Origin of the sequence: Mesocricetibacter intestinalis, from assembly GCF_004363295.1 — a bacterium.
In the GTDB taxonomy this organism is placed as follows: Bacteria; Pseudomonadota; Gammaproteobacteria; order Enterobacterales; family Pasteurellaceae; genus Mesocricetibacter; species Mesocricetibacter intestinalis.
The window spans coordinates 74,086-99,946 of record NZ_SNYQ01000007.1 but is presented as its reverse complement, the minus strand read 5'-3'; the positions used below and the strand labels follow the sequence as shown (position 1 = coordinate 99,946).

The following is a 25,861-nucleotide window of genomic DNA, read 5'->3' as shown; positions in this document are numbered from 1 at the left end:
CATTTTTTACGTTCATAAGTCAAAAAAGAGGGTTAAAGCCTTTTACTATATGGCTTTAACCCTCTTTTTACCAACACTTTTGTCTATTATGCCAAGTTTTTGCGAGGAGCGAATACCGATAGCAAGAGTACCCCTGAAAAGTGCGGTTAAAAGACCGAAAGTTTTTTCGAGAAGCGAATACCACCGGCAGAAGTAGCCCCGAAAAGTGCGGTTAAAAAATCGAAAGTTTTTGCGAGGAGCGAATACCGATAGCAGGAGTAACCCTGAAAAGTGCGGTTAAAAAACCGAAAGTTTTTTCGAGGAGCGAATACCGATAGCGGGAGTACCCCTGAAAAGTGCGGTTAAAAAATAAAAGTTTTTTCGATACCTGTTCGGGCGAATATTCATAAAACTTATGCCAAAAGCCGACCTTATCAATAAAGAGCCCTGCCCTATTTATATCTTTTATTATCGCTCTGTTGATCCAAGGTTTCCAGCCAAGCCAGTTTTTGTTTGATCTTACTTTCCATTCCCCGCTCGGTGGGAAAATAATAACGGCTGTCCTTTAAGGCTTGCGGAAAATAATTTTCCCCGGCCGCATAAGCATTATCCTCATCATGGGCATAACGGTACTCGGCACCGTACCCCAAGGATTTCATTAATTGGGTCGGAGCATTGCGTAAATGTTCCGGCACATCATAATCGGCGTATTGCAGCGCATCGCGCTTTGCCTGTTTAAAGGCGGTATATACGGCGTTGCTTTTTGGCGCCACAGCAAGATAAACAATAGCCTGGGCGATCGCCCGTTCCCCTTCCGCCGCACCGACTCGGGTAAAACAGTCCCAAGCGTTCAGTGCAATTTGCATTGCGCGCGGATCCGCATTCCCGATATCTTCCGAAGCTATGGCCAACAGTCGTCTTGCCACATAGAGGGGATCGCCGCCGGCGGTCAGAATGCGGGCATACCAATATAATGCGGCATCGGGGGCGGAACCGCGTACGGATTTATGCAGGGCGGAGATGAGATCATAATAGCGATCTCCCTGTTTATCAAAGCGGGCCATAGGCGCGCCTAATACTTCCTGCATTAAAGTGCGGTCGATTTTCTTGCCCTGTGGTTCCTCTGGTGCCATATCCGCCATCAGTTCCAAGCAGTTCAGCGCCAAACGAGCATCGCCGTTGGCATATTGCGCCAGCTGTGTTAGCAATCCCTCTTCAAAATTCAGCTTTTCATTCCCCAAACCCCGTTCTTTATCTTCAATGGCCTGCTGCAACACCTGTTCAATATCGGCAGCGGTCAGGGACTTCAAAATATAGACTCTGGCTCGGGACAAGAGGGCGTTATTCAGCTCAAAGGAAGGATTTTCGGTAGTGGCGCCGATAAAAATCACCCTTCCTTCTTCAATATGCGGCAAAAAGGCATCTTGCTGGCTTTTATTGAAACGATGAACCTCATCTACAAACAAGATGGTTCGACGGCCGGCAGCAAGGTTCTGAGCGGCCCGTTCAACGGCTTCGCGGATTTCTTTAATCCCGCCGCTAACGGCGGAAACTCGTTCGACATCGGCATTAATGCTATGAGCAATAATTTCGGCCAATGTGGTTTTTCCCGTTCCCGGCGGGCCCCAAAAAATCATGGAATGCATATGACCGGCTTCAATAGCTTTACGCAACGGTTTTCCTCGGCCGACCAAATGCTGTTGCCCGCAATATTGTTCCAAGCTAAGCGGGCGCATTCTGGCCGCTAAAGGTTTGAAATCCTGTTCGACGAAATCAAAGCTGAGATTATTTGCCATTTGTTCGTCCGTGCCTATTTCCCGCTTTTTTGCGCTGATCGTCAAATTCGGCACCCTTAGGTACGCTGAACTCGAACAGTTCCGTCGACAAGGCGACGTTGGTAATAATATTGCGCAGAATATAAAGATTGAATTGCCCGTCTTTTTCGATCATACCGAAGCTTTTCAGAATGCCTTCTTTGTCAATACGTATGTCGAACTGACGCAGATTGCTGTTTTTCGCTTTCGGTTTTACTGCGAAAATATCGCCTATCTGCTCGACACTATATGGTTTCCAATATGCCGGGTCGTTGCTGGTCAGCAAAACGAAGGGAGTATCATTTACCGCATCTTCCAACCAATTGGCGGTAACCTGTTCGACAAAGGGATCATAAAACCAGAGGGTTTTACCGTCGGAAATGATACGGTTTTCCTGCGGCGCTTTATTTCGTACTATGAATAAATTCGGCCGTCTAATCTGTAATATGCCGTGGCCATTTTGCACATTTTTTCCGTCCGCCGAGCTGACCGTCTGGGTAAAACTCGCATTTAGATAGGTAATGATACTTAAGCGACGCTGTAATTCGCCCGCCGCATCCGCCTGCGCAATTCCGCTGTAAATCAGCACAAAAAGAGCGGTTAGAAAAAAGAAGATTTTTTGTCCCTTACAAACAGACCGTCCGTTAAATGCTCCGAACTTTCCTGCGACATTCGCCGCGCATACATTTTTCCGCATATATTTTCCTTATGTTGAAATAAATCTTATCACTTAGTAATCCTGTTTAGGGGCTAACACTTCCCGTTTGCCGTTGCGCACTTCGGAAACAATACCCTGCTCTTCCAGCTGATCCATAATCCTTGCGGCACGGTTAAAACCGACCCGGAAACGGCGTTGAATGGAGGAAACCGAGGTGGTACCGGTGCGCACCACAAACTCGGTAACTTCATCGAATAAGGCGTCCAGTTCACCGCTGTCCGCGCTTCCCTCCTCACCCTCATTATCTTCATCTTCCGCACCTTCCAGAATTTCGGCAATATACTGAGGTTTGCCGCGCGCACGCCAGTCATTGGCTACCCGCACCACCTCATCATCGGACATAAAGGCGCCGTGTACGCGCACCAAATCCGTGGTACCGTTACCAAGATAGAGCATATCGCCGCGTCCGAGCAAGGCTTCCGCACCGTTCTGATCCAAAATGGTACGCGAATCGTTACGCTGCACTACGGTAAAGGCAATCCGGCTAGGAATATTAGATTTAATCAGGCCGGTAATCACGTCCACCGACGGCCGTTGAGTCGCCAAAATCACATGAATACCTACCGCTCGCGCTTTTTGGGTCAGACGGGCGATAAGCTCTTCCACCTGTTTACCCGCTACCATCATTAAATCGGCAAATTCATCTACAATCACAACAATATAGCTGAGTTTTTCCAGAATCGGCGCACGACCGTCCATGGAATCCCCCGGTTTCCATAAAGGATCCGGAATGGCGATATTTTCCGCCCGATACTCATCAATCCGATCATTAAAGCCTTCGATATTACGTACCCGCAATTTTGCCAGCAACTGATAGCGACGCTCCATTTCTTCCACACACCAACGTAGGGCGTTAGCCGCTTTTTTCATATCGGTAACCACTTCCGTAAGTAAATGAGGAATACCGTTATAAATGGACAGTTCCACCACCTTAGGATCGATCATAATGAATTTTACTTCTTCCGGTTTCACGCGGTATAGCAAGCTCAATATCATGGTATTGATACCCACGGATTTACCCGAACCTGTGGAGCCCGCCACCAGTAAATGCGGGGTTTTCGCCAGATCAATCACCACAGGTTTGCCGCTAATATCCTTACCCAGCGCCATTGGCAACAGGGCTTTGGAATGTCTGAACTCATCGCTGTCCAATACGTCGCGCAGAGATACGATTTGGCGGTGGTCATTCGGCGTTTCTATGCCTATATAGGGTTTATCCGGAATACTTTCCGCCACTCGGATAGCGCGAAACATCAGCGCACGAGCTAAATCCGTATCAATACCGGTAACCTTGGAGGCTTTGACACCGGGCTGCAATTCAAGTTCATAGCGGGTAACTACCGGACCGACCAAGACGTCCTTCACCGTTGCCTTAATATTGAAATTCCGCAGCTGCTGTTCAATGCGTTGAGAGGTTTCACGGATTTCCTCAGCAGAAATTTCCTGTGCTTTGCTGGAACGCTTATCCAGTAAATCCAGGCTTGGCATTTCCGTACTTGGCTTATCCAACGGCTTCTGATCGCCAAATAGTTTAATCGCCTCATCAATGGAAATGGTTCTTAACCCGCCCGCATCTTCCGCAATAACAGGTTCGGGAATTTCATCTACCACACCAACGGATTGCATACGCGCCAAGCGTTCCTGCTCTCTTTCCGCTTCCTGGCGGGCAAATTCCGCCGCCAGTGCGGAAACGTCCGCCTGGGTAACTGGGGTTTCCGTAACCGCCTCCCCCTCGAAGGAAAGCTGTCCGCTCTCCCTTGCTTGTGTTGGCGCCAATTTTACCTGTGGCATAGAGTCCGTACCGAAAGCGGATAAATAGCCCGCTTCCGCTTCTACCAGCATATTCCGGTGCGATTGGAGAAATTCCGGCCCGTTGGAAGAAGAACTTGAAAGCTGCTCTTCCGCCGGATTATCCTTATATTCTTGAGTATCCGCCGGAGAGAATTTCACTTCCGGCAACTGTTCCATATCATTTACCCGATAGCTGCCGAAATCCGATCCGGTGCTGAAAGGCTCAAAGGCCGGCATTTTTTCCTCGGTATTTTCACCCGAATTCAGCCCCACAATATTAATATTGATAACATTGCCGCCTTCGGTTTGCAGCCGGAATGCTTCCGCCTCTCCCTGCGCTTCGCTGTCCCTTGTCTGTTGTATTTCTTGTGTAGGGGAAGATGCAACAGCAACCTCCTCGTGGGATTCCGGCTCCGCACTTTCCTGTGCCGGAGGGTAAGCTACCGCCGTTGCACTTTTCGCCGCCCTATCCTTCTCTTCATTTTGCATGGTCAGCCAATGATAAAACTTCATCAATAGACGGATCAGCGAAGCGCCGGAGCAGAAAATAAAGCCGGCCAAGCTTAAGAAAACACCGACAGCCAACAAACCGAACTGACCCAACAGCGGAAACAAGGCTTTTACCAAACTGGCGCCCAGTACGCCGCCGGATAAATAATAATGGCCGTTTTCCAATAATAAAGAAGCCGACAGGGTCAAGCCGATCATTAATAGGCAAAAACCGAACATACGTAATCCGAAGCGAGTCCAGGTCAGGCTGTCCACCCGCTTGGTACGAATAAAGTAAATAGGTGCGATTAACAATAAAAAGGGTAATAGATTGCCAATATCACCGAAGAATACAAAAAATAAATCAATGATCCAGGCGCCGAGTTTGCCCGCTTTATTAATCACCTCCGTCTGATAAGAGGAAACCGACCAGGCGCTGTCGAGCGGACTGTAACCCGACCAGGCGATAATTAAATAAAAGCCGAAAAGCGCGCTGAATCCGAACAGCAGTTCAACAAGATAATGTTTCGGCGTAAAGCCTTCTTTTATTTTTCTGATCATGTTTTGGATTTAATTTAATAACTGGATTATTTTAACAATAGGAAATTGGTTTGCTTCACTTCTTCCATTACCACATAGGTACGGGTGTCGTTTACCCCGGGTAAACGCAATAATGTGGTGCCTAATAATTTACGATATTCGGTCATATCCGCCACACGGGTTTTCAGCAGGTAATCGAAATCGCCGGAAACCAGATGACATTCTTGGATTTCCTCCAATTCCTGTACGGCGGCATTAAATTCTTCAAATACATCGGGTTTGCCGCGTACCAGGGTTATTTCCACTAAAACCAGCAAGGGTGCATTCAATAGCTCCGGATTCAACAACGCCCGGTATCCCATTATCACCCCTTGTTTTTCCAGCCGTTTCACCCGTTCTAAACAGGGGGTCGGCGATAATCCGACTTTTTTTGACAAATCGATATTGGAAATCTTACCGTTACGTTGCAGTTCGTTCAGAATTTTTATATCGATCGTATCTAACGCTTTAGGTAGTTTTTTATCCATAATGATTGTCCTTTAATTACAATTTTTACACCGGACTTTTGATTTTACACTATTTTCTTTCTATGATTTATGTTTTATAGAAAAATTTCCCCCTCGCCGCTTGCCGCTCTGCTGCAATTGAGTGAATGCTACCCTTTACGGGGCATTTATTCTACGTCCTCAGCGGTTAAAATAAATAAACTCGATATCTATGCAAACTAACAAGGAGCCGCTATGCAGAATCCCTTTACCGCCCGTTGGTCTTCAAGGGGTAATACGCTATGTTTGGGACATTGGCAAATAAGCTATCAAGGCGTTGAACTGGAACTGCCGGAAGAAAAACGCGAACATGATATGGGAACCCGCGGTATCTATAACTTTATCGATCCTGAAGACGAACTTTATCTGGAAGGGCTGGACGAAGATGACTGGATTCTGGCTAATATCGATTGGTTGGCCGAGGTATTCATTGCCGCCGGAATTGATATCGAAGAACAGAATATGCGTCTGTTCTACCGCGCGGTAAATAAAGAGGACTGGCGCTGCGGCAGTTGCGGCGGCTGTATTTAACCGCCGCATGTTCTATCCGCTTAGAAGCGTTCCAATACCTCCAGGGCGTCGGAAAGTTTTTTCACCGCAAAAACTTCCATATTTTGCACCGCACTTTTCGGTTTATTGGCATAAGGAATAATCGCTCGGCGAAAACCATGTTTGGCAGCTTCGGCAATACGTTCCTGCCCGCTCGGTACCGGACGAATTTCTCCCGCCAGCCCCACTTCGCCGAACACAACCAAATCCTGCGGCAACGCACTGTTGCGGAAGCTGGAAAGCAATGCCAGCAATAGTGCTAAATCAGCAGCGGTATCATTTACTTTTACCCCGCCGACGACATTCACAAATACATCCTGATCGGACATTTGCAAGCCGCCGTGGCGATGCAGTACTGCCAATAGCAGGGCCAAACGGTTCTGTTCCAGCCCCACAGCCACCCGACGCGGATTTGCCAGCATGGAATGGTCCGCCAGCGCCTGAATTTCCACCAGTAACGGGCGAGTTCCTTCCCATAATACCATCACCGAGCTGCCGGGGGTTTGTTCGTCGCCCCGGCTTAAAAAGATCGCCGAGGGATTTTTTACTTCGCGCAAACCTTGCTCCGTCATGGCAAACACGCCCAGTTCGTTAACCGCACCGAAACGATTTTTATGGCTGCGCAGGGTGCGATAACGGGAATCCGCCTCCCCTTCCAATAACAGGGAACAATCGATAACATGTTCCAGCACCTTAGGCCCCGCCAGGGTGCCGTCTTTAGTTACATGACCGACCATAATCACCGTACATTGACGGGTTTTCGCATAGCGGGTCAAAAAAGAGGCGCATTCCCTCACCTGAGCCACACTGCCCGGAGAAGACTGTACATCGGCCAGATGCATTACCTGAATAGAGTCGATAACCATAATCTGCGGCTTAATCTGATCCGCCAAATGGCAAATCTGTTCCACCGAAGTTTCCGATAAGCTTTGCAGTTTATCCGTGCCCAATCCCAAGCGATGCGCCCGCATCGCCACCTGTTGCAGGGATTCTTCGCCGGTAACATAAAGGGTGCTCAAATGCTGACTGAGGCCGCACATTACCTGTAACAACAAGGTGGATTTACCTGCGCCGGGATGACCGCCGATCAGAATTGCGCTACCCGGAACGATACCGCCGCCTAACACGCGATCCAATTCGTTAAAACCGCTGCCGAACCGCGGCGTTTCTTTCAAACTGACCTCCGCCAGGGTCTGAATTTTGGCCCGGGTTTCCCCGGCGTAGCCGCTGAAACGATCGTTTTTACTTTTCGGCACAGGGCCCAAGCGGACTTCACTGATAGTATTCCAGGCCTTACAGGCGGAACACTGACCTTGCCAACGGGAAAATTCCGCACCGCAGTCATTACAAACATAGGCGGTTTTTGCTGCTTTTGCCATATGAAGTTCCTTATTTATTCTGGCTCAGGCGAATCAAAGCACACATCCGATGCACATAGTCCGGCTGCTGTAATATCGCGGATAACGCCTGTAATGCCTCTTGGTTATCCCAATTTGCACTATGTGTACGGATAATCGCTTTTATCTCTTCCAGTAGTTCTTCGTTACTTTGTCGTAGCGCTTCATTTTCGCCTAAGCATTCGCCTTGAGTGCAGTAATAATGGTATAGATTGAAAAATGCCCCGACCCGTTCCACCGTTTGAGTAAAATCCGGTGTTGGCGCACTTTGCAGCGTATCTTCGATAAGCGCCTGTTCGTAGCCCAAAAGTGCGGTTATTTTCTGTTGAGTTTTTTCCGCCCGCTCCGCCTGATTAAAGGTATCAAGCCAACCTTTAGCCCAATCTTGGGGAGGGGGCACTTTTAATCCGGCCAATTGATAACCCCGTTCCGCTTTACTCCTTGAGCTGAAACGCACCGCCCCGCTTAACTTCAGTTCGGCGACAAAATCCAATAAGTCCGCCAATTCACCTGTTTTCAGCTCCAGTTCCAGTTCGCAGATCCCTTCCTGTGCGTTACCCGCCTGAATAACGCCTTGATCCAGCGCAACTTCAATCTGCGCCCCGGAAGCCGACTGCAATAACCAGCTACGACGCTCGAAATCCGTACTGAATATGGCCTGCAAGGGCTGCTGTAAAACCGAATCCGGCACTAAACCCTCCGGCAAAAGCGGAACTAAGCGGGCTAAATCCGGCGCTTCGCTATCCAGGCTCACATTATATTCGGGGCGGATATGTAACCCGCCCGTTACCTTACCGCCGCTTTTCAGGGTAAGGGTAAAACGCCCCCCTTCGCAACGTACGCGCAGCCCCATTTGCGCGGCGGAGAAATAATGATATTCCGTATCGTAATAACAATTGGTCAGATAGTCGCTTTTTTCGCTCAGAACCTTAAAGCGCCGGATTTCTCGTAACAGCGCAGGACAAACGCCGCTATCCAGTGCCAATTTCAGCTCTACTTCATCGCTCATTCACAATTCCTTTAATTTCAATTAATTATTAATTATTAGAAAACTTCAGCTGCGGTTAAATCCCTCGCATTATAAATCTTTTTTAATTAAAACCGTGAATTTTTAACAAACATAAGGTAATATGCACCAAAATTTTTTAATTCACATACCCTGACAACTCGTCTTTTCGGAGTTTAATATGGCAATAAACAATATCTTAGGATTATTTGCTCATTCGCCTCTCAAGCCTCTACAGGCGCATTCGCTAAAAATTAATGAATGCTGTAATCTACTCACCCCTTTCTTTCAAGCCACTTTCGCCGGCGACTGGCATAAAGCGGAAACCCTACGGGTTAAAATCGCCGAAGCGGAACGGGAAGCGGATAATTTAAAACGTGAAATTCGCTTAAAGCTGCCGCGCGGTTTATTTATGCCTGTAGATAGACGGGATTTACTCGAATTGGTTACCCAGCAGGATAAACTGGCAAACTATGCCAAACGCATTTCTACTCGAATTGCGACCCGCCAGCTTCATATTCCGGAACAGTTACAGTCCGAATTCAGCAGCTATTTACAGCAAAGTCTGGATGCCACCAATCAAGCGCATCGAGTAATCGATGAAATGGACGAGTTATTGGAAACTGCTTTCAGAGGCAGAGAACTGACATTGGTAAATAACCTGATCGAGAAACTGGACGATCTGGAAGATGAAACCGAACAGACTCAACTCGATCTAAGAAGAAAACTGTTTACGCTGGAAAGTCATTTCAGCCCTATCGATATTATGTTCCTGCACAAGATCATCGAATGGATCGACGAACTTGCGGAGCAGGCTCAGCGCGTAGGCTCTCGTATTGAAATCATGCTGGCGCGTTCATAATGGCCTCACCGCTTATCTTATTAAAAAAATAGGAAAAACCTATGGAACTTATTAATCAGTACGGTACAATTTTCATTGTTATTACTGCGCTGTTCGGTCTGCTGATGGCATTCGGTATCGGGGCAAACGACGTTTCCAACGCGATGGGAACCTCCGTCGGTTCCGGTACCATCACCGCCAAACAAGCGATTTTTATCGCCATGTTGTTTGAATTTGCCGGCGCTTATTTAGCCGGCGGCGAAGTAACGGAAACCGTTAAAAGCGGTATTATCGATCCCATGGAATTTAGCGCGAATCCGGATCTTTTAGTGCTGGGTATGATGTCCGCCCTTTTAGCTTCGGGATTCTGGTTGTTAATTGCTTCCAAAATGGGCTGGCCGGTTTCTACCACGCATTCGATTATCGGTGCCATTATCGGTTTTTCCTGCGTTACCGTCGGCGCCCATGCCGTGGAATGGGGGAATTTACGCAATATCGTCGGCAGTTGGTTTGTTACTCCGGTGGTTTCCGGCGTCGTCGCCTATATTATTTTTACCAGTACGCAAAAACTGATATTCGATACGGAAGATCCTCTCAAAAACGCCAAACGTTTCGGCCCTTATTACATGGGATTAACCACCTTTATTCTGAGTATCGTTACCATGACTAAAGGGTTAAAACACGTAGGCTTACATCTTGAACTGGCAGAAACCCTTTGGATTGGAAGCGCAATCAGTGTGTTTTCCATTATTGTCTGCCACTTCTATCTACGTAGCGAATCCTTTAAAAACAGAGTGCAGGGCGGTACTTTCGGCGGTGTAGAAAAAGTATTTAGCATCTTAATGTTGTTGACCGCCTGTTCAATGGCGTTCGCCCATGGTTCCAACGACGTAGCCAATGCGATCGGGCCGCTTTCCGCCGTGGTTTCCATTATTGAAAACGGCGGTCAAATCGTGGCGAAAACCCCGCTGGCATGGTGGATTCTGCCTTTGGGCGCCGTAGGTATGGTCATAGGTATGGCGGTAATGGGCTATAAGGTAATGGGAACCATAGGTACCGGAATTACCGATCTGACCCCAAGCCGCGGCTTCTCCGCCGAGTTCGCTACGGCAATTACCGTAGTTATAGCTTCAGGTACGGGATTACCGATCTCCACCACTCAAACCTTGGTGGGTGCGGTGTTAGGGGTCGGTTTCGCACGAGGTATCGCCGCCCTGAATCTGACCGTTATTCGCAATATCATTGCTTCTTGGGTCGTTACCCTGCCTGCCGGTGCCTTTTTTTCTATCATTATTTTCTACATTCTGTATGCGATTTGTTACTGAGCGGGATTGTATAACTGCGGTGCGGACATAGTTCCGCACCCTTTGTCGTAATCCCTGCTATAATCGAATTTGCACTGCTAAATCAAGAATAGGATATTCATTATTTTTTAAGGACCATTAACTATGCAGAAAATCATCAAACCCTTAGTTTCCCTATTAATTTTGAGCTGTTCGGTATTAAGCGTGCAGGCGGCGGAAACGCAATATGTTACTGAAAACCTGAATACCTTTTTACGCAAAGGCGCCGGGGATAATTTTAAAATCGCAGGCGCCATTCAGGCCGGCGAGCAGGTTACCGTATTGGAACGCAAGGAACGCTACAGTCTGATTCGCGACGGTAGAAACCGAGAAGCTTGGATTTTAAATTCTGAACTCACCTCATCACCAAGTAGTAAAAACGAAAATCCGCGCCTGCGTGCTCAGGTACAGGAACTCAGTATGAAGCTTAACCGTCTGGACAGCGACTGGCAGCAAAGAACCCAAGAGATGCAGCGCCGCGAAAAAGACGCCGTCCAGAAAAGCAATCAGTTACTGGAAGAAAATTCACAATTGAAACGGGAACTGGAAATCACCAAAAATAAAAACCGTGATCTGGAAGCCATGCTGGATGCAGGCAAACGCGAAATTGCCATTCAGTGGTTTATATACGGCGGTTCGGTACTGGGCGTCGGCTTATTGCTCGGTCTGATTATTCCGTTAATTCTGCCGAAACGCCGCCGCAGCGGTTGGGCGTAAGGGAGCGCTCCGGGCGGTGAAAGTCTATCTGGTTGGCGGTGCGGTACGGGATCGGCTGCTGAATTTAAAGGTGCAGGATCGGGACTGGGTGGTGGTAGGCGCTACGCAGCAGCAGCTTATTGAGCAGGGTTACCTTCAGGTGGGTAAAGATTTTCCTGTTTTCCTACATCCCCAGACTAAGGAAGAATATGCGCTGGCGCGTACCGAAGTTAAGTCCGGTAGCGGCTATACCGGGTTTATCTGTGATTTTTCGCCCCATATCAGTCTTGAGCAGGATCTCTGTCGGCGAGATCTCAGCATTAACGCCATTGCTCAAGACCAACAGGGCAATCTGCACGATCCCTACCGAGGGGTTGCAGATTTGAATGCACGGATATTACGTCATATTTCTCCCGCTTTTGCCGAAGATCCCCTGCGCGTACTTCGCGTCGCCCGTTTTGCCGCCCGTTATCATGCCTTAGGCTTTAAAATTGCACCTGAAACCCTGAGTCTAATGACCGAAATCAGCCTAAGCGGTGAATTAGGCCATCTCAGTGCCGAACGTATCTGGCTGGAAACAGAAAAAGCGCTGGCGGAGAAAGATCCGCAAATTTATTTTGAAGTTCTGCACCAAGTCGGCGCCCTAGCGGAACTATTCCCCGAAATAGAAAATCTGCATCAGGTTCCTAATCCGGCGAAATACCATCCGGAAGTGGATTCTTTTATTCATACCATGTTGGTGCTAAAACAGGCGGCGTTGTTAAGTGAAGGAGAAGATGTGCATAAAAATGCGCTGCGTTTTGCCGCACTTTGCCATGATTTGGGCAAAGCGCTGACGCCGCAAGCCATTCTACCTCATCATTATGGCCATGAAAAAGCCGGGCTGGTACCGATAAAAAACCTGTGTCAACGCTTGAAAGTACCGGTTTATTACCGGGAACTGGCCTTATTGTGCTGCGAGTACCATAGCCATGTCCATAAAGCCTTGGAACTGCGCCCCGGCACTATTCTAAAATTGTTCAATCAGCTGGATATCTGGCGCAGACCCCGGCGTTTTCAGGAACTGATGCTGGTCTGCCTTGCCGATAATCGCGGGCGTACGGGATTTGAACAAAGTCCCTATCCGCAACAGGCCTTTCTGCAAGAACTTCAACTTGCCGCAGCGGCGGTGGATGTAAAAGCGGTTATTGCAGAGGGATTTGAAAAACAGGCAATCCGAGAAGAATTAAACCGTCGCCGTCTGGCGGCACTGAGCAAAAAACTGGCGGAAATCCGACCGCTCTTTATCCAAAATCAATCTCCGCCCTCACTTTACTAACGGCGGATAAATACGTAAAATAACCACTCATTCGATATATGTATCCGACGTGCCGAAATAAATACATCGCATAAGAGCTTATATGAAATTCTCCACTTCCAGCATCCTGAAAGCCTGCTGTATGCTTTTTGTTATCCCCCTGTTAAACGGATGTGTATTATCCGATATTAGCGATCAACGCCCGACCGAAGTCATAACCATTGATAAATCGGATCCTCAGTGGCAACAACATCTTTCCCGCATCAAAGCGATCGGGCATTATCAAAATCAGGGGCAAATCGGCTATATTAGCGCTAAAGAGCGTTTTTCCAGCCGTTTTGAATGGCAATATCAGGGGCCGCAAAACTACCGTTTAAAACTCTATTCCACCGTGAGTTCCACCAGCCTTATGTTGCAACGGCATCAAAGCGGGCTGACCCTTACCGATAATAAAGGCAACCGCCGTTCGGAACGGGATGCTAAATTACTGGTTCGTGAAATTATCGGCACCGATATTCCTCTTGAGCACTTGGCGCAATGGCTGAAAGGCCAGCCCGATGAGAACAGCAATTACCAGGTAGGCGAAAACCATTATTTGGCCGGCTTCAGTTATAATGCGGAAGGTGCGCTCTGGACCGCGGATTATCTGAATTATCATACTCAGTTAACCCCTGCGCTGCCTAAAGATATTTTGTTAAAACATTCGGATCAGACCCTAAAAATCCGTGTAGATAACTGGACATTCTGATGAAAAATCAACCCTCAGCCGCTGTTTTAACGGAAAATACCTTTTCTTTCCCCAGCCCGGCAAAGCTGAACTTGTTTTTATATATCAATGCTAAACGCCCCGATAATTACCACGAACTGCAAACCCTGTTCCAGTTTTTAGACTATGGTGATCAGTTGGATATTCGCCTGCGCAGCGACGGTGAAATCAGACTCAGCCCCGCCATCGAGGGACTGAAAAATGAAGACAACCTGATCTACCGAGCGGCTAAAATACTGCAACAAGCCACTGCGACCAGCTATGGTGCGGATATTCACCTACATAAGGTATTACCTATGGGCGGCGGCGTCGGCGGCGGCTCCTCCAATGCGGCAACCGCCTTGCTGGCGTTAAATTATCTGTGGCAAACCCATTTGCCCATCTCCAAACTGGCACGGTTGGGGCTTTCTCTCGGTGCGGACGTACCTATATTTATCCATGGCAAGGCGGCCTTTGCCGAAGGGGTGGGAGAGAAAATAACCTACTGCGAACCGCCGGAAAAATGGTTTGTAGTACTTAAGCCCGAAGTCGCTATTTCAACCCGCGATATTTTTTTGGCGCCCGATTTACCCCGTAATACGCCCAAGAAATCCTTAACCCAACGGCTGAATGAACAATATGCAAACGATTGCGAAAAAATTGTCAGAAAGCACTATCCCGAAGTTGAAGAACTGTTTAACTGGCTGTTAAAATATGCACCGGCAAGATTGACCGGCACCGGCGCCTGTGTTTTTGCCGAATTTGATAATGAACAATCGGCACGTAATCTATTTAATATGAAACCGCAAAAATTTTCCGGCTTTGTCGCCCGGGGACAAAATATTTCGCCGCTGCACATAATGCTGCAAAATCTGATGCAAGCGCAATCCCCGCTAACGGACGGAGCCGACTCTCTCAACCCTAATCATAATCCAACCCCCGAGGTCCCAAAACATGCCCGATATTAAACTCTTTGCTGGCAACGCTACGCCAGAACTCGCCAAACGTATTTCAGAACGCCTGTATATTTCATTAGGCGATGCCACCGTAGGCCGTTTCAGCGACGGTGAAATTCAGGTTCAAATTAACGAGAATGTACGAGGTAGCGATGTTTTTATCATTCAATCCACCTGTGCGCCAACCAATGATAACCTGATGGAACTTATCGTGATGGTAGACGCATTACGCCGTGCCTCCGCCGGCCGTATCACTGCGGTTATTCCCTATTTCGGCTATGCCCGTCAGGATCGTCGCGTTCGCTCCGCCCGCGTACCTATCACCGCCAAAGTGGTGGCAGACTTCCTTTCCAGCGTCGGAGTAGACCGTGTTTTAACCTGCGATTTGCATGCCGAACAAATTCAAGGATTTTTTGACGTACCCGTTGATAACGTATTCGGCACCCCGGTATTGATCCATGATATTTTGAAAAAAACCGATCTGGAAAATCCGATTGTGGTTTCTCCGGATATCGGCGGTGTAGTTCGCGCCCGTGCGGTAGCTAAGTTACTGAACGACAGCGATATGGCTATTATTGATAAACGTCGTCCGAAAGCCAATGTTTCTCAAGTGATGCATATTATCGGTGATGTAACTGGTCGCGACTGTATTCTGGTGGACGATATGATTGATACCGGCGGTACCTTATGCAAAGCGGCTGAAGCGCTCAAAGAACGCGGCGCCAAACGGGTGTTCGCTTACGCCACCCACGCCGTATTCTCCGGCTCCGCAGCAAAAAATCTGGCCAGCGACTCCCTGGATGAAATCGTGGTAACAGATACCGTTCCACTCACGCCGGAAATTAAAGCGCTAGGCAAGGTTCGCGTACTCACCCTTTCCGGTATGTTGGCTGAAGCTATTCGTCGTATCAGTAATGAAGAATCCATTTCGGCGATGTTCAGCTGATAAAGATTAAAAAAGCAAAAAAATAAAGCGGCCGTATGGCCGCTTTATTTTTATCCTATGCCTTTTAGCACGGCGGTATTAGACCTAACTAAGCCGCTTGAGGCTATTCCTCGCTAGGCTTTTTACCCAGTTGTTCCAACATCGCCACTACCATTTGCGAGGAATTTTCGGCCGCTATCGGTAGGAATTCTTCAAAGGACATTTCCGCCTTGCCGTCTCCCCCGTCGGAAATAGCTCGTACCACCACAAAAGGTACGTTAAAGCCATGGCAAGTCTGGGCAATCGCCGCCGCTTCCATTTCTACCGCAATCACTTCCGGAAAATCGTTTTTTATACGTGCCAGCGCTTCTCCGCCGTGAATAAAACTGTCTCCGGAACAAATCAGGCCGAATTGAACCCGATGTCCCTGAGCGCGGGCAATTCGAGCCGCAACCGCGGTCAGTTCGGGGTCGGAAATAAATTTTTGCGGATTGGCGGGCAATTGCCCTTTGGCGTAGCCGAAAGCGGTTACATCTGCATCATGATGGCAACAATGAGTGGAAACCACAATATCGCCGATTTGCAATCCTTCCGCTACCCCGCCGGCAGACCCCGTATTAATTACCACATCGGGCTTAGCCGTATGCAACAGCATTGCGGTGCCGATAGCGGCGGCTACCTTGCCGATTCCCGACTGTAATAGGGAAACCCGTTTATCGCCGATATAGCCCTGATAAAGGCTCACCGAACCGAAGCGGATAAGTTGCCGTTCTCTCATCATATTGCTGAGTATTTCGATTTCCTGTGCCATAGCACCGATAATTCCGATATTCATTCCCTTCCTTATTTTACGCCGCGTTCGGCAGTTATTTTATCTACTAAAAAATTTAATACCGCAAAGGTATAGTCGTCATTATACAGGGTACTGCTGGTCAGTACGAAGCGGCCGTCAATCACCACAAAAGGATAGGTAAAGACACCGTATTTTTCAGTACGCTGAATGGCCTCTTCGGTTTTCTTTGCCACCGCTTCCGAATTAAACACCGCTTTGAAGGCAGATACGTCTATTTTTTGTTCCCGGAGCCAGCCAAGCAGATTATCCATGACACTGAGCGCCTGATAACGGGCGGGATCATCGGTTTCAAATAAGAGCAAATCGGAGATATCCTCATTATTCATCTGTTGCAGGCTATAAAAAACCCGGGCGGAGAATCTGGCCTGTGCGGTGGCCACCGGATATTCCTCCAATACCACCTTGTGAGAATTAATCTGGCTGTATAGTACCAGAATATCCTGAGTATTGACGCATACTCGGCAGTCGTAATCGAAAAATGACTGAATCAGGATTCTGTTTTCCCTACCGTCCCCCACCGGAATAGGTACCGCATAAGAAAAATAATCACGGCCGTCGGCAAAATTCGGAAGCGCTTCCTGTTCTGTCAGACTGCGAACATTGGCGCCCGCCGTTACGGAAAAACATAAAATCAGCGCCAGAAACAGATAAGGATAAAATTTTTTCATTAGCTTTAAAGATCAGCCGCAGGGTTGAATATAATCGACGATAAGCTGAAGATTACGGTTGCCCCGGTACTGATTAATATCCAGTTTATATACGAATTTTGCCCGTTTAATCGAAAGATCGGGATAATAGCGGGTATCTACGTTAAATGCAATGGCATCCATAAGGGTTCCGCCTCTCCGGGTTTCTACCAGCATTTTTAAATGTTTCTCCCCAACCAGGCGCTGCTGCAAAATGTTGAACTCGCCGTCAAACAGCGGCGGCGGAAAAGCCTGCCCCCATGGGCCGGCTTGGCGCAACCTTTCCGCCGTATCTAAAGTCAATAATGCGGGGGAAAGTTCTCCGTCGGTCCAGATTTTGTCCTGCTGCAGTTCTTCGTCAAACCATTGGCTCACCGCCTGATTAAAGGCGGATTGAAATTGCTCGAACAGGTTCTCGGGAATACTCAACCCCGCCGCCATGGCATGGCCGCCGAATTTTAGGATCATCTGCGGATAGCGATTATGCAGAAATTCTAAAATATCGCGAATATGCAAGCCTTCGACGGAACGGGCGGAGCCTTTGAGTATTCCGTTCTGATCACGGGCAAAAGCCACCACCGGACGATGGAATTGTTCTTTAATCCGCGCCGCCAGAATACCCAATACGCCCTGATGCCAATCCGCCTGATATAAGGCGATGCCGAGCGGTAGACTTTGCTGAAGAGCGGTCAGATTACGGCAGATTTCCAATGCTTCCAGCTTCATGCCCTGTTCGATTTCCTTGCGGGTCTGATTCAGCCCGTCCAACTCCAGCGCCAGTGCCCTTGCGGCAGACATATCTTCGCTCAGCAACAATTCCACTCCGACGGACATATTATCCAAACGCCCGGCGGCATTTAGACGCGGCGCCACGGAAAAACCGAGGTCGCCGGCACTTAGTTCGGCGATATCCTTATTGGCGATTTCGATCAGTGCGCGGATACCGCAGCTACAATGCCCCGCCCGGATTCTGCTCAGCCCCTGATGAACCAGAATGCGATTATTCTGATCCAAGGGCACCACATCGGCCACGGTACCCAGTGCGACAAAGTCAAGTAAATCGGTAAAGTTAGGCTGCGTTTTTTGATCAAATTCATTCAGTTCACGCAATTTAGCCCGCAATGCCAACATAACATAAAAGGCGACGCCCACCCCCGCCAATGCTTTGGAGGGAAAAGCACAATCCGCCAGATTCGGATTTACTATAGCGTCTGCCGCCGGTAGTACCTCCGGCGCTAGATGATGATCGGTGAGCAATACCCTAACGCCCTGCGCTTTTAAAAACGCCACGCCCTGAACCGAGGAAATGCCGTTATCCACCGTCATCAGCAATTCCACATCTTTTTCCAATGCCAGTTTAGCCACTTCTACGCTCAGCCCGTAGCCCTGTTCAAAGCGGTTGGGTAACAGATAATCCACTCGGGTAAAACCGAGTAAACGCAGAGCCTTAACACAAAGTGCGGTACTGGTGGCGCCGTCCGCATCAAAATCGCCGACAATCACGATTTTCCGGTTCTGATGTCTCGCTTCCAGCAATAAATCTACCGCCGCTTCGATACCTTGCAACAAGTAAGGAGAAAGCATGGCGGGTAAAGAGCGATCCAATTGGCGGGCGGTTTGAATCCGACGGGCGCGATATAGGCGATCCAGCAAGGGATCATCGCATACAGGCACGCCTTCCGGTACTATACGGCGCTGAATAAGTTTATTCACAATAATCGTCCATCTGTATGAAATGACAACGGCATTTGCTCAGCAAATGCCGTATCAGAAAAAAGGCAAAGAGGCTTAGCTTCCGGCACCGTTCTGCAATGCCTGCAACAGATCTTTCGGCGCCAGATAGCCGCCGATACCTTCACCTTTCGAAGTTACTATATAAGGGGTTCCCTGTAAGCCGAACAGAACGCCGAGGCGATAATGTTTTTTCACGATATTCGGGGTTTTCAGGGTTTTAGGATAGGTTCCCTGTTCCGCCTGAGAAAAAGCAAAAGCGGGATCCGGCGCGGTAAAAACGCTTTCCATCACTTGTGCCACTTGGCTGTCGGTACCGCCGCGCGGAAATGCCAGAAAACGCAGAGTAATGCCTAAATCGTTATATTCTTTGATTTGAGAATGTAATTTGCGGCAATAATGGCAAGTGATGTCCATAAATACGCTGACTACGTATTTTTCCTTTTTAGCCGGGTAAATGATCATTTCCGACTTATAACTTTCCAGCAACGGCATCAGCGCCTGCGTATTCAAATCAACGGCTTCGTTATTTTTCAGCTCGTATAGGCGCCCCTGCAGTACGTATTTCCCATCCTCACTCACATATAATATGCCGTTATCGGTCAGCACCTGTTTTATCCCCTGCAGCGGAGAATTTTTAATTTCGATATTATCCGCACCGAGATTTTTCAACTTTGCCTTTAAGGCGGCATCATCCGCCGCCGCGCCGCCGGCAATCAAGCTAAGAAAAAGAGCGGTTAAAAATTTCTGCATTTTACTGTCCTTGCAATGGTTTCTAAATTTATCACCGCTAAATTATAAAAAGATTAGCTAATTGTGCAAGTATCCCTTCGATAAATATCGCCGATTGAATTGAAAAGCAAAGGCTTTTCTCTATCCAAAAGCGGTAAAATAACCTATAATCACGCTTTATTTTTAGCAGATGATAAACCAGGATTTAGCATGTTTGAAATCAATCCCGTAAGAAATAAAATCAGCGATCTCGCCGAACGCACCAATGTGCTTAGGGGGTATCTTTGACTTTGATGTTAAAGTCGAACGTTTGGAAGAAGTAAACGCAGAACTGGAACAACCCGAAGTCTGGAACGAACCGGAAAAAGCACAGGCGCTGGGTAAAGAACGGGCAGCGCTGGAAATTGTGGTGGATACGATCAAAAAACTGGATCAGGGTCTGGAAGACGTAGAGGGGCTGCTGGAACTGGCGCTGGAAGGCGAAGACCAGGAAACCTTCGACGAAGCCGTTGCCGAGCTGGATGAGCTGGAACAGAAACTGGCCGCACTGGAATTCCGCCGAATGTTCAGCGGCGAGCATGATAGCTGCGACTGCTATGTGGATTTACAAGCCGGTTCCGGCGGTACCGAAGCGCAGGATTGGACCGAAATGCTGCTGCGCATGTATCTGCGCTGGGCGGAAAGCAAGGGTTTTAAAACCGAATTAATGGAAGTTTCCGACGGCGATGTGGCCGGCATTAAATCCGCAACAGTAAAGGTTTCCGGCGAATACGCCTTCGGCTGGCTACGCACCGAAACCGGTATCCACCGTTTGGTGCGCAAAAGCCCCTTTGATTCCAATAACCGGCGTCATACCTCGTTTAGCGCCGCTTTCGTCTACCCGGAAATTGACGATGATATTGATATTGAAATCAACCCGGCGGATTTGCGTATCGATGTATACCGAGCCTCCGGTGCGGGCGGTCAGCACGTCAACCGAACCGAAAGTGCGGTGCGCATCACCCATATTCCCAGCGGTATCGTAGTGCAATGTCAAAACGATCGGTCGCAGCACAAAAACAAAGATCAATGTATGAAACAGCTTAAAGCCAAGCTGTATGAAATGGAACTGCAGAAGAAAAATGCGGAAAAACAGGCGATGGAAGATAATAAATCGGATATCGGCTGGGGCAGCCAAATCCGTTCCTACGTACTGGACGATGCGCGTATCAAAGATCTGCGTACCGGGGTGGAAAACCGCAATACTCAGGCGGTATTAGACGGCGATTTGGATCGTTTTATCGAAGCCAGTCTGAAAGCCGGTCTGTAAACGCCATTTAATATAAAAAAACTGCCGCAAAAACCACCGCACTTTTACTTATCCGCAACGGATAACAAGCGGATTCGGCATCCACAATAAATTGAACACAGAATAAAAAGGTAATCACCATGTCACAACAACAAACTCCGGAATTAGACTTTCACGGCGAAATGGCCGTTCGCCGCGAAAAACTCGCCAACTTACGCGCCAAAGGCAATGCCTTTCCCAATACTTTTCGCCGCAATGCACTGGCGCAGGATTTGCACCGGGAATATGAAGCCTTGGACGGCGAAGAATTAAAACAGAAAGATATTCAGGTCGCCGTGGCCGGTCGTATTATGACCCGTCGTGCAATGGGAAAAGCGACCTTTATCACCCTGCAGGATATGAGCGGACGCATTCAGCTCTATGTGGCGCGCGATAATTTGCCGGAAGGGGTATATGGCGAAGATGTGGGCAGCTGGGATTTGGGCGATATTGTGGGGGTGAAAGGTTCGTTATTTAAAACCAAAACCAATGAACTGACCGTACGTGCTACCGAAGTGCAGCTGTTAACCAAAGCCTTACGCCCGCTGCCGGATAAATTCCACGGTTTGAGCGATCAGGAAACTCGCTATCGCCAGCGCTATTTGGATCTGATTTCCAACGAAGAATCACGCCGCACCTTTGTGATCCGTTCCAAAGTAATTGCAGGTATCCGCGAATATTTTATCTCCAAAGGCTTTATCGAAGTGGAAACTCCGATGCTGCAAACCATTCCCGGCGGTGCGGCGGCACGCCCCTTCGTTACCCATCATAACGCACTGGATATCGATATGTACCTACGCATCGCCCCTGAACTTTATCTGAAACGTTTAGTGGTGGGCGGCTTCGAGCGCGTATTCGAATTAAACCGTAACTTCCGTAACGAAGGGGTTTCGGTACGGCATAATCCGGAATTCACCATGATCGAATATTACCAAGCTTATGCGGACTACCATGATTTAATGGACAATACCGAAGAATTGCTGCGCAAACTGGCGCTGGATATTCTGGACACCACCATTGTACCTTACGGCGAATATGAGTTCGATTTCGGTAAGCCTTTCGAACGCATTAGCATGCACGATGCCATCGTGAAATACGGCGAAGGAATCAGTGCGCAGGATCTGCAGGATTTCGATCGCGCTTGCGCAGTGGCGAAAAAGCTGAATATCGAAATTCAGAAGTCTTGGGGCCTGGGGTCCGTCGTTAATGCGATTTTTGAAGAAGTGGCGGAACATCATCTGATTCAACCGACCTTCCTGATGGCTCATCCGGCGGAAATTTCACCTTTAGCGCGCCGTAACGATGACAATCCGGAAGTAACGGATCGTTTCGAACTCTTTATCGGCGGACGCGAAATCGGTAACGGTTTCTCCGAATTAAACGATGCGGAAGATCAGGCGGCGCGTTTTGATGCGCAGGTTGCGGCGAAAGAAGCCGGCGACGATGAAGCCATGTTTAAAGACGATGATTTCGTTACCGCCCTTGAACACGGGCTACCGCCGACAGCGGGCGAAGGCTTGGGTATCGACCGCTTGGCCATGTTATTCGCCAATGCCGCTTCTATCCGCGATGTTATTCTGTTCCCGGCAATGAAACATAAAGCCTGATTCAATTATCCAATTGGTATCCTTAGGGATACCAATTTTTTTATCCCTCCCAACTAAGGATTGCTTTATGCACGAGATGTCCCTTTGTCAGAATATTATGGAAATTGTGGAACAGCAATGCCGGCAACACGAGGTCAAAAAAGTTACCGACCTATGGCTGGAAATCGGCGCACTTTCCTGTGTGGAACCCAGCTCACTGGAATTCTGCTTTGAAGTAATGTGCAAGGGTACGCCGGCGGAAAACTGCAAACTACACTTTATTCCCATTCCCGCTAAGGCCTACTGCTGGAACTGCCAGAAGAGTGTAGAAATTCAAGCCCATCAGGACTGCTGCCCCCTTTGCCAAGGCGTACATCTGCAACGCCAAAGCGGCGACGAACTGCGGATTAAAGAAATTGCGGTGGAGTGATTGGTAATTCCTGCTTAATAACCCTACTTATCCCTGCGAATAATCTTGCTTTTTCGGTGATAATATATAAAGCATCTTCGGGCGCTTTTTTAGTATCAATATTTATAAGAGATATAAAAAACAGCCTATCTTTTGTCTCTAATACCTATTTACGCTTATATCCCCAAAAAAAACCGCGTGATGCTTAATAACACCACGCGGTTTTAGGTTTTCAGAAGGTTAATTCTGAATTAACAACGATTACACAATCTGGATACCTTGTTGGATAAAGATATACTCATCACTTTGTACACCCTGATTTGTAGCATGGGTATATTTATCGTAAGTAATACCCTCATCAGTAGTAACTTTACCGATTTTCTCCCAGTAGTTCCAGTTTCTTTCAGCAGGCATACCACCATCTTTATAACGATGGGCGGTAACTCCGTCTGCTGAAGTATAGACTTGGGAAGAAATTCCTTTACCATTATCCCCTAAATCAACAATATCAGCTGAAGAACCTTTGATATAAATTTCTTTTGTGGCATCACCTTTGGCTCGATTAATATAGTCAATAGAGATACCAATACGCTGAGAACCAGGGGCGGTTAAGTCAATGGTTTCAAAATTGATAACCTTTGATAGACTTACTTTTGATCCGGTATGAGTAATCATGAGCGTATCGTTTTCAGGAGTACCATTCGCATTAGTTCCCCCATCTACCGTACTCGTAGGAGTGGTACCTGTTATCGTAACCTTATCGTCCCCATCACCCATTCTAAACTCATAGAGACCTTTCAGATTACCACCAACTAATTGGTCATTACCATCACCAAAACTAATAGTACCGGTAGATTGATCGTCTAAAACTGTATTAACAATCATCGTATCATCATCCTTACCAAAGGTAATGATTGTATGATAACTCATTCTATCAGTTTGGATAAGGTTATTACCATCTCCCATATTAATAGTTGATGAAGCGCCAGAAACACCGGAGGTTAGGATATCTCCAACAATGATACTATCATCACCGTTCCCCATTATAATGGTTTTCTTACCACTAAGCGCTCCTCCTGCCCGGATAATATTGTTACCTTCGCCCATATCAAAAGTGATTAGGGTATCACCTCTGATACTTCCAGATAATTCAAAAATATCATTCCCTGAACCATATTTGAAGGTATTTCTACCGGCAGTAAGAATACTTCCACCTACGGAGATTTTATTATTTCCATCCCCCATATCAATATAACCTTCAGGAGAACCATCTAATACATTTCCACGAATATGTAATGAATCATCACCACCGGCAAGTTCAACAATAGTTCGCTTATATTTTCCTCCTGCTGCTGCTACAGTAAAACCAATAGCACCATTCGATAACTGGGCTATACCAACTGATTCTGGGGCAAGATTACCATCGTAATTATCTAAACCAAGATAAATAGATTGATTACCATCATCGCTAACTAAACCACCGTCTTTTTTACTGGCTACTTTTTGTTTATTATAATCCATTGCAGATGTTCCCAAAGGCTGATCCACATGGTATTGAGGAATACCTAGAGCTCCTTTTGTTGGCGGATCGTTTAGTTTCACACCTTCCTGTGTGGTAACTGGTACCCATAAATTACGTAAGGCAGTAATATCGGTTTCTCCTACATTACCGGCAGCATCTACAGTAACAATCTTAATACTACCTGCATGGAAACGATCCCAATTAGGCATACTAATAACATATTCACCTTCGCCGCTGACCCGTACATTTTTGGCTTCAGTAAGCTCACCAGAAGCATCTTTATATTTAAAGCTGATAATCGCATTTAATTCAGATAGATCTCTGGCTTTTAAGGTCATGGTCTTCTTGTCAGAATCCATATTCACCACATCCATTTGCTCAACTAAAGTATCTAACCGGAAATCAAAGTTTGTTCCTTCCGTTAATTCTTCACCGGTTTTACTGTCAACAATCACTGTTTTATAACGATAAGAAGTATTATAAGTATCTTCTAAAGCATCTTTCGGCGTTAAGGTATAAGTTACGGAACCGTCATCATTAACCTTAGGCTCACCTAATTGAGCAGTAACATCCACTTCGTTATATTCAGTATTATTAATACCAAGTTTATAAAGATAGACTTTAACACTTTGACCTGCTGCAACAGGTTTACCCAATGTAAAGGAGAATGCAGCATCTTTATCATTAGTTAAACCAGTAGCAAGAGAAAGTGCTTTTGAACTATCTGTCATAGCTACAACTTTACCAACATACTGATCTGCAGTTACGCCGGCTTGAGCATAAGCCTCATTAACATTGGAAGCCTCATCTGTGAGGTTATCCTCTAAATGCATATTGCTAACCTTCGGTGCAGCAATCGTTGAATCAGTATCAGATACTGTTTCACCATTGGATACCGCGGAAGCCGTTACTTCATATGAAACATAAGGAGAGAAATTATCAATACCCTGTTTCCCTTGAGCTTCTGTTCCAAGTTCAGTATCAGCTGCCATCGCATCACGATAGCCCGGAATATCATGTGTCCATGAACCATCCTCTTGAACTTGTGCTGTACCTGTATATTGTTTCCGGATTATTAATTGTAACAGTTATAACTGTCCCTGCTTCCAACTGACTTGTGCCGCTAACAGTAAATCCAGCAGATATATCTTGTAAGGAAATAGCAGCATAAGGAGTATTAGCTTCTTCGGCTCCTGCCGGTTGTTCTGTACCAGCGATACTTGTGATATCAATTGGTAATTCTGGTTTGAAAGAAGTATCATTAACGGTTACTTCGTTACCTTCTACTCCACCTACGGTAAATTTACCGGTCTCTGTTCCTTCGGTGCTGGCATCTTCTTTTGCTTTAGTGGTAATAGTAAATTCTTTCACCCCTTTAGGAATA

23 protein-coding genes are annotated in these 25,861 nt (G+C 47.3%); 11 read left to right on the top strand and 12 right to left on the bottom strand.

Translation table 11 applies throughout. The annotated features are described in order from the left end of the window. Positions 1-431: 431 nt before the first annotated feature. The 4 genes from EDC45_RS08545 to lrp are packed head-to-tail and all read right to left on the bottom strand — an operon-like array spanning position 432 to position 5,858. The gene (locus tag EDC45_RS08545) at positions 432-1,775 is read right to left on the bottom strand and encodes a replication-associated recombination protein A (RefSeq protein WP_133545417.1); all 1,344 of its coding nucleotides are present in this window, start codon (positions 1,773-1,775) and stop codon (positions 432-434) included. Further along, positions 1,765-2,490 carry an outer membrane lipoprotein periplasmic chaperone LolA gene (gene lolA, locus EDC45_RS08540; RefSeq protein WP_133545415.1) on the bottom strand — a complete coding sequence of 242 codons (726 nt, stop codon included), beginning with the start codon at positions 2,488-2,490 and terminating at the stop codon, positions 1,765-1,767. Before lolA ends, EDC45_RS08545 begins: the two co-directional genes overlap by 11 nt. A 33-nt stretch (positions 2,491-2,523) precedes the next feature. Next, positions 2,524-5,352: a DNA translocase FtsK gene (locus EDC45_RS08535; protein WP_133545413.1), complete on the bottom strand. Its 2,829-nt coding sequence runs from the start codon at positions 5,350-5,352 to the stop codon at positions 2,524-2,526. Positions 5,353-5,378: 26 nt separating this feature from the next. After that, positions 5,379-5,858 carry a leucine-responsive transcriptional regulator Lrp gene (lrp, locus tag EDC45_RS08530; protein ID WP_133545411.1) on the bottom strand — a complete coding sequence of 160 codons (480 nt, stop codon included), beginning with the start codon at positions 5,856-5,858 and terminating at the stop codon, positions 5,379-5,381. 213 nt (positions 5,859-6,071) lie between these two features. Here lrp and EDC45_RS08525 point away from each other — a divergent pair, with 213 nt between their 5' ends. Continuing rightward, positions 6,072-6,407: a hypothetical protein gene (locus EDC45_RS08525; RefSeq protein ID WP_133545409.1), complete on the top strand. Its 336-nt coding sequence runs from the start codon at positions 6,072-6,074 to the stop codon at positions 6,405-6,407. Between the two features lie 20 nt (positions 6,408-6,427). Here EDC45_RS08525 and radA read toward each other — a convergent pair whose 3' ends face one another. Both radA and EDC45_RS08515 read right to left on the bottom strand, forming a co-directional pair. Beyond that, on the bottom strand, positions 6,428-7,804 hold the full coding sequence (radA, locus tag EDC45_RS08520) for a DNA repair protein RadA (protein WP_133545407.1): 1,377 nt from the start codon (positions 7,802-7,804) through the stop codon (positions 6,428-6,430). 10 nt (positions 7,805-7,814) lie between these two features. Next, positions 7,815-8,831 carry a CYTH domain-containing protein gene (locus EDC45_RS08515; protein WP_133545405.1) on the bottom strand — a complete coding sequence of 339 codons (1,017 nt, stop codon included), beginning with the start codon at positions 8,829-8,831 and terminating at the stop codon, positions 7,815-7,817. A gap of 178 nt (positions 8,832-9,009) precedes the next feature. On the opposite strand from EDC45_RS08515, the gene EDC45_RS08510 reads away from it, so the two are divergent. The 7 genes from EDC45_RS08510 (at position 9,010) to EDC45_RS08480 (ending at position 15,652) form a co-directional block, all read left to right on the top strand. Further along, positions 9,010-9,690: a TIGR00153 family protein gene (locus EDC45_RS08510; RefSeq protein ID WP_133545403.1), complete on the top strand. Its 681-nt coding sequence runs from the start codon at positions 9,010-9,012 to the stop codon at positions 9,688-9,690. 41 nt (positions 9,691-9,731) lie between these two features. After that, on the top strand, positions 9,732-10,994 hold the full coding sequence (locus EDC45_RS08505; RefSeq protein ID WP_133545401.1) for an inorganic phosphate transporter: 1,263 nt from the start codon (positions 9,732-9,734) through the stop codon (positions 10,992-10,994). 123 nt (positions 10,995-11,117) lie between these two features. Continuing rightward, positions 11,118-11,729 carry a TIGR04211 family SH3 domain-containing protein gene (locus EDC45_RS08500; protein ID WP_133545399.1) on the top strand — a complete coding sequence of 204 codons (612 nt, stop codon included), beginning with the start codon at positions 11,118-11,120 and terminating at the stop codon, positions 11,727-11,729. 16 nt (positions 11,730-11,745) lie between these two features. Beyond that, positions 11,746-13,026, top strand: coding sequence for a multifunctional CCA addition/repair protein (locus tag EDC45_RS08495; protein ID WP_133545397.1), 1,281 nt, complete (start codon positions 11,746-11,748; stop codon positions 13,024-13,026). An 82-nt stretch (positions 13,027-13,108) separates the two neighbouring features. Continuing rightward, positions 13,109-13,753, top strand: coding sequence for a lipoprotein insertase outer membrane protein LolB (gene lolB, locus EDC45_RS08490; RefSeq protein WP_424960668.1), 645 nt, complete (start codon positions 13,109-13,111; stop codon positions 13,751-13,753). Further along, complete coding sequence (ispE, locus tag EDC45_RS08485) at positions 13,753-14,718, top strand: 4-(cytidine 5'-diphospho)-2-C-methyl-D-erythritol kinase (RefSeq protein WP_133545395.1); 966 nt, start codon at positions 13,753-13,755, stop codon at positions 14,716-14,718. Before lolB ends, ispE begins: the two co-directional genes overlap by 1 nt. Further along, positions 14,705-15,652, top strand: a complete 948-nt coding sequence (locus EDC45_RS08480; RefSeq protein ID WP_133545393.1) for a ribose-phosphate pyrophosphokinase — start codon at positions 14,705-14,707, stop codon at positions 15,650-15,652. The genes ispE and EDC45_RS08480 overlap by 14 nt, the downstream gene beginning before the upstream one ends. A 103-nt stretch (positions 15,653-15,755) precedes the next feature. Here EDC45_RS08480 and EDC45_RS08475 read toward each other — a convergent pair whose 3' ends face one another. The 4 genes from EDC45_RS08475 to dsbC all read right to left on the bottom strand — a co-directional run bounded on the left by EDC45_RS08475 (position 15,756) and on the right by dsbC (position 19,654). Further along, positions 15,756-16,466, bottom strand: a complete 711-nt coding sequence (locus EDC45_RS08475) for a 5'-methylthioadenosine/adenosylhomocysteine nucleosidase (protein WP_133545391.1) — start codon at positions 16,464-16,466, stop codon at positions 15,756-15,758. Positions 16,467-16,474: 8 nt separating this feature from the next. Then, positions 16,475-17,152 (bottom strand): thiol:disulfide interchange protein DsbA/DsbL, encoded by a 678-nt coding sequence (locus EDC45_RS08470; protein WP_133545389.1) that lies wholly within the window; start codon positions 17,150-17,152, stop codon positions 16,475-16,477. Between the two features lie 12 nt (positions 17,153-17,164). Next, positions 17,165-18,883 (bottom strand): single-stranded-DNA-specific exonuclease RecJ, encoded by a 1,719-nt coding sequence (recJ, locus tag EDC45_RS08465; protein ID WP_133545387.1) that lies wholly within the window; start codon positions 18,881-18,883, stop codon positions 17,165-17,167. Between the two features lie 75 nt (positions 18,884-18,958). After that, a complete protein-coding gene (gene dsbC, locus EDC45_RS08460; RefSeq protein ID WP_133545385.1) occupies positions 18,959-19,654 on the bottom strand; it encodes a bifunctional protein-disulfide isomerase/oxidoreductase DsbC in 696 nt (231 codons plus the stop codon). 189 nt (positions 19,655-19,843) lie between these two features. On the opposite strand from dsbC, the gene prfB reads away from it, so the two are divergent. From prfB to hypA, 3 genes are all read left to right on the top strand, one after another. Then, a protein-coding gene (gene prfB, locus EDC45_RS08455; protein WP_133545383.1) for a peptide chain release factor 2 occupies positions 19,844-20,942 on the top strand; the annotation gives its coding sequence in 2 pieces (ribosomal slippage) (positions 19,844-19,918 and positions 19,920-20,942; 1,098 coding nt in all). Positions 20,943-21,061: 119 nt separating this feature from the next. Continuing rightward, positions 21,062-22,567 (top strand): lysine--tRNA ligase, encoded by a 1,506-nt coding sequence (gene lysS, locus EDC45_RS08450; RefSeq protein ID WP_133545381.1) that lies wholly within the window; start codon positions 21,062-21,064, stop codon positions 22,565-22,567. Between the two features lie 67 nt (positions 22,568-22,634). Then, a complete protein-coding gene (gene hypA, locus EDC45_RS08445; protein ID WP_133545379.1) occupies positions 22,635-22,976 on the top strand; it encodes a hydrogenase maturation nickel metallochaperone HypA in 342 nt (113 codons plus the stop codon). Positions 22,977-23,216: 240 nt separating this feature from the next. Here the strand turns inward: hypA and EDC45_RS08440 are convergent, their stop codons facing one another. After that, complete coding sequence (locus EDC45_RS08440) at positions 23,217-25,469, bottom strand: hypothetical protein (protein WP_133545377.1); 2,253 nt, start codon at positions 25,467-25,469, stop codon at positions 23,217-23,219. Between the two features lie 22 nt (positions 25,470-25,491). Continuing rightward, the coding region (locus EDC45_RS10350; RefSeq protein WP_166635125.1) for a hypothetical protein at positions 25,492-25,861 on the bottom strand (370 nt) is incomplete at its 5' end.

What these genes read in the sequence shown, in the direction of transcription:
- EDC45_RS08545 (WP_133545417.1), bottom strand. Translation starts at nt 1,775, where the DNA reads ATGGCAAATAATCTCAGCTTTGATTTCGTCGAACAGGATTTCAAACCT.
- lolA (WP_133545415.1), bottom strand. Translation starts at nt 2,490, where the DNA reads ATGCGGAAAAATGTATGCGCGGCGAATGTCGCAGGAAAGTTCGGAGCA.
- EDC45_RS08535 (WP_133545413.1), bottom strand. Translation starts at nt 5,352, where the DNA reads ATGATCAGAAAAATAAAAGAAGGCTTTACGCCGAAACATTATCTTGTT.
- lrp (WP_133545411.1), bottom strand. Translation starts at nt 5,858, where the DNA reads ATGGATAAAAAACTACCTAAAGCGTTAGATACGATCGATATAAAAATT.
- EDC45_RS08525 (WP_133545409.1), top strand. Translation starts at nt 6,072, where the DNA reads ATGCAGAATCCCTTTACCGCCCGTTGGTCTTCAAGGGGTAATACGCTA.
- radA (WP_133545407.1), bottom strand. Translation starts at nt 7,804, where the DNA reads ATGGCAAAAGCAGCAAAAACCGCCTATGTTTGTAATGACTGCGGTGCG.
- EDC45_RS08515 (WP_133545405.1), bottom strand. Translation starts at nt 8,831, where the DNA reads ATGAGCGATGAAGTAGAGCTGAAATTGGCACTGGATAGCGGCGTTTGT.
- EDC45_RS08510 (WP_133545403.1), top strand. Translation starts at nt 9,010, where the DNA reads ATGGCAATAAACAATATCTTAGGATTATTTGCTCATTCGCCTCTCAAG.
- EDC45_RS08505 (WP_133545401.1), top strand. Translation starts at nt 9,732, where the DNA reads ATGGAACTTATTAATCAGTACGGTACAATTTTCATTGTTATTACTGCG.
- EDC45_RS08500 (WP_133545399.1), top strand. Translation starts at nt 11,118, where the DNA reads ATGCAGAAAATCATCAAACCCTTAGTTTCCCTATTAATTTTGAGCTGT.
- lolB (WP_424960668.1), top strand. Translation starts at nt 13,109, where the DNA reads ATGAAATTCTCCACTTCCAGCATCCTGAAAGCCTGCTGTATGCTTTTT.
- ispE (WP_133545395.1), top strand. Translation starts at nt 13,753, where the DNA reads ATGAAAAATCAACCCTCAGCCGCTGTTTTAACGGAAAATACCTTTTCT.
- EDC45_RS08480 (WP_133545393.1), top strand. Translation starts at nt 14,705, where the DNA reads ATGCCCGATATTAAACTCTTTGCTGGCAACGCTACGCCAGAACTCGCC.
- EDC45_RS08475 (WP_133545391.1), bottom strand. Translation starts at nt 16,466, where the DNA reads ATGAATATCGGAATTATCGGTGCTATGGCACAGGAAATCGAAATACTC.
- EDC45_RS08470 (WP_133545389.1), bottom strand. Translation starts at nt 17,152, where the DNA reads ATGAAAAAATTTTATCCTTATCTGTTTCTGGCGCTGATTTTATGTTTT.
- dsbC (WP_133545385.1), bottom strand. Translation starts at nt 19,654, where the DNA reads ATGCAGAAATTTTTAACCGCTCTTTTTCTTAGCTTGATTGCCGGCGGC.
- lysS (WP_133545381.1), top strand. Translation starts at nt 21,062, where the DNA reads ATGTCACAACAACAAACTCCGGAATTAGACTTTCACGGCGAAATGGCC.
- hypA (WP_133545379.1), top strand. Translation starts at nt 22,635, where the DNA reads ATGCACGAGATGTCCCTTTGTCAGAATATTATGGAAATTGTGGAACAG.
- EDC45_RS08440 (WP_133545377.1), bottom strand. Translation starts at nt 25,469, where the DNA reads ATGGCAGCTGATACTGAACTTGGAACAGAAGCTCAAGGGAAACAGGGT.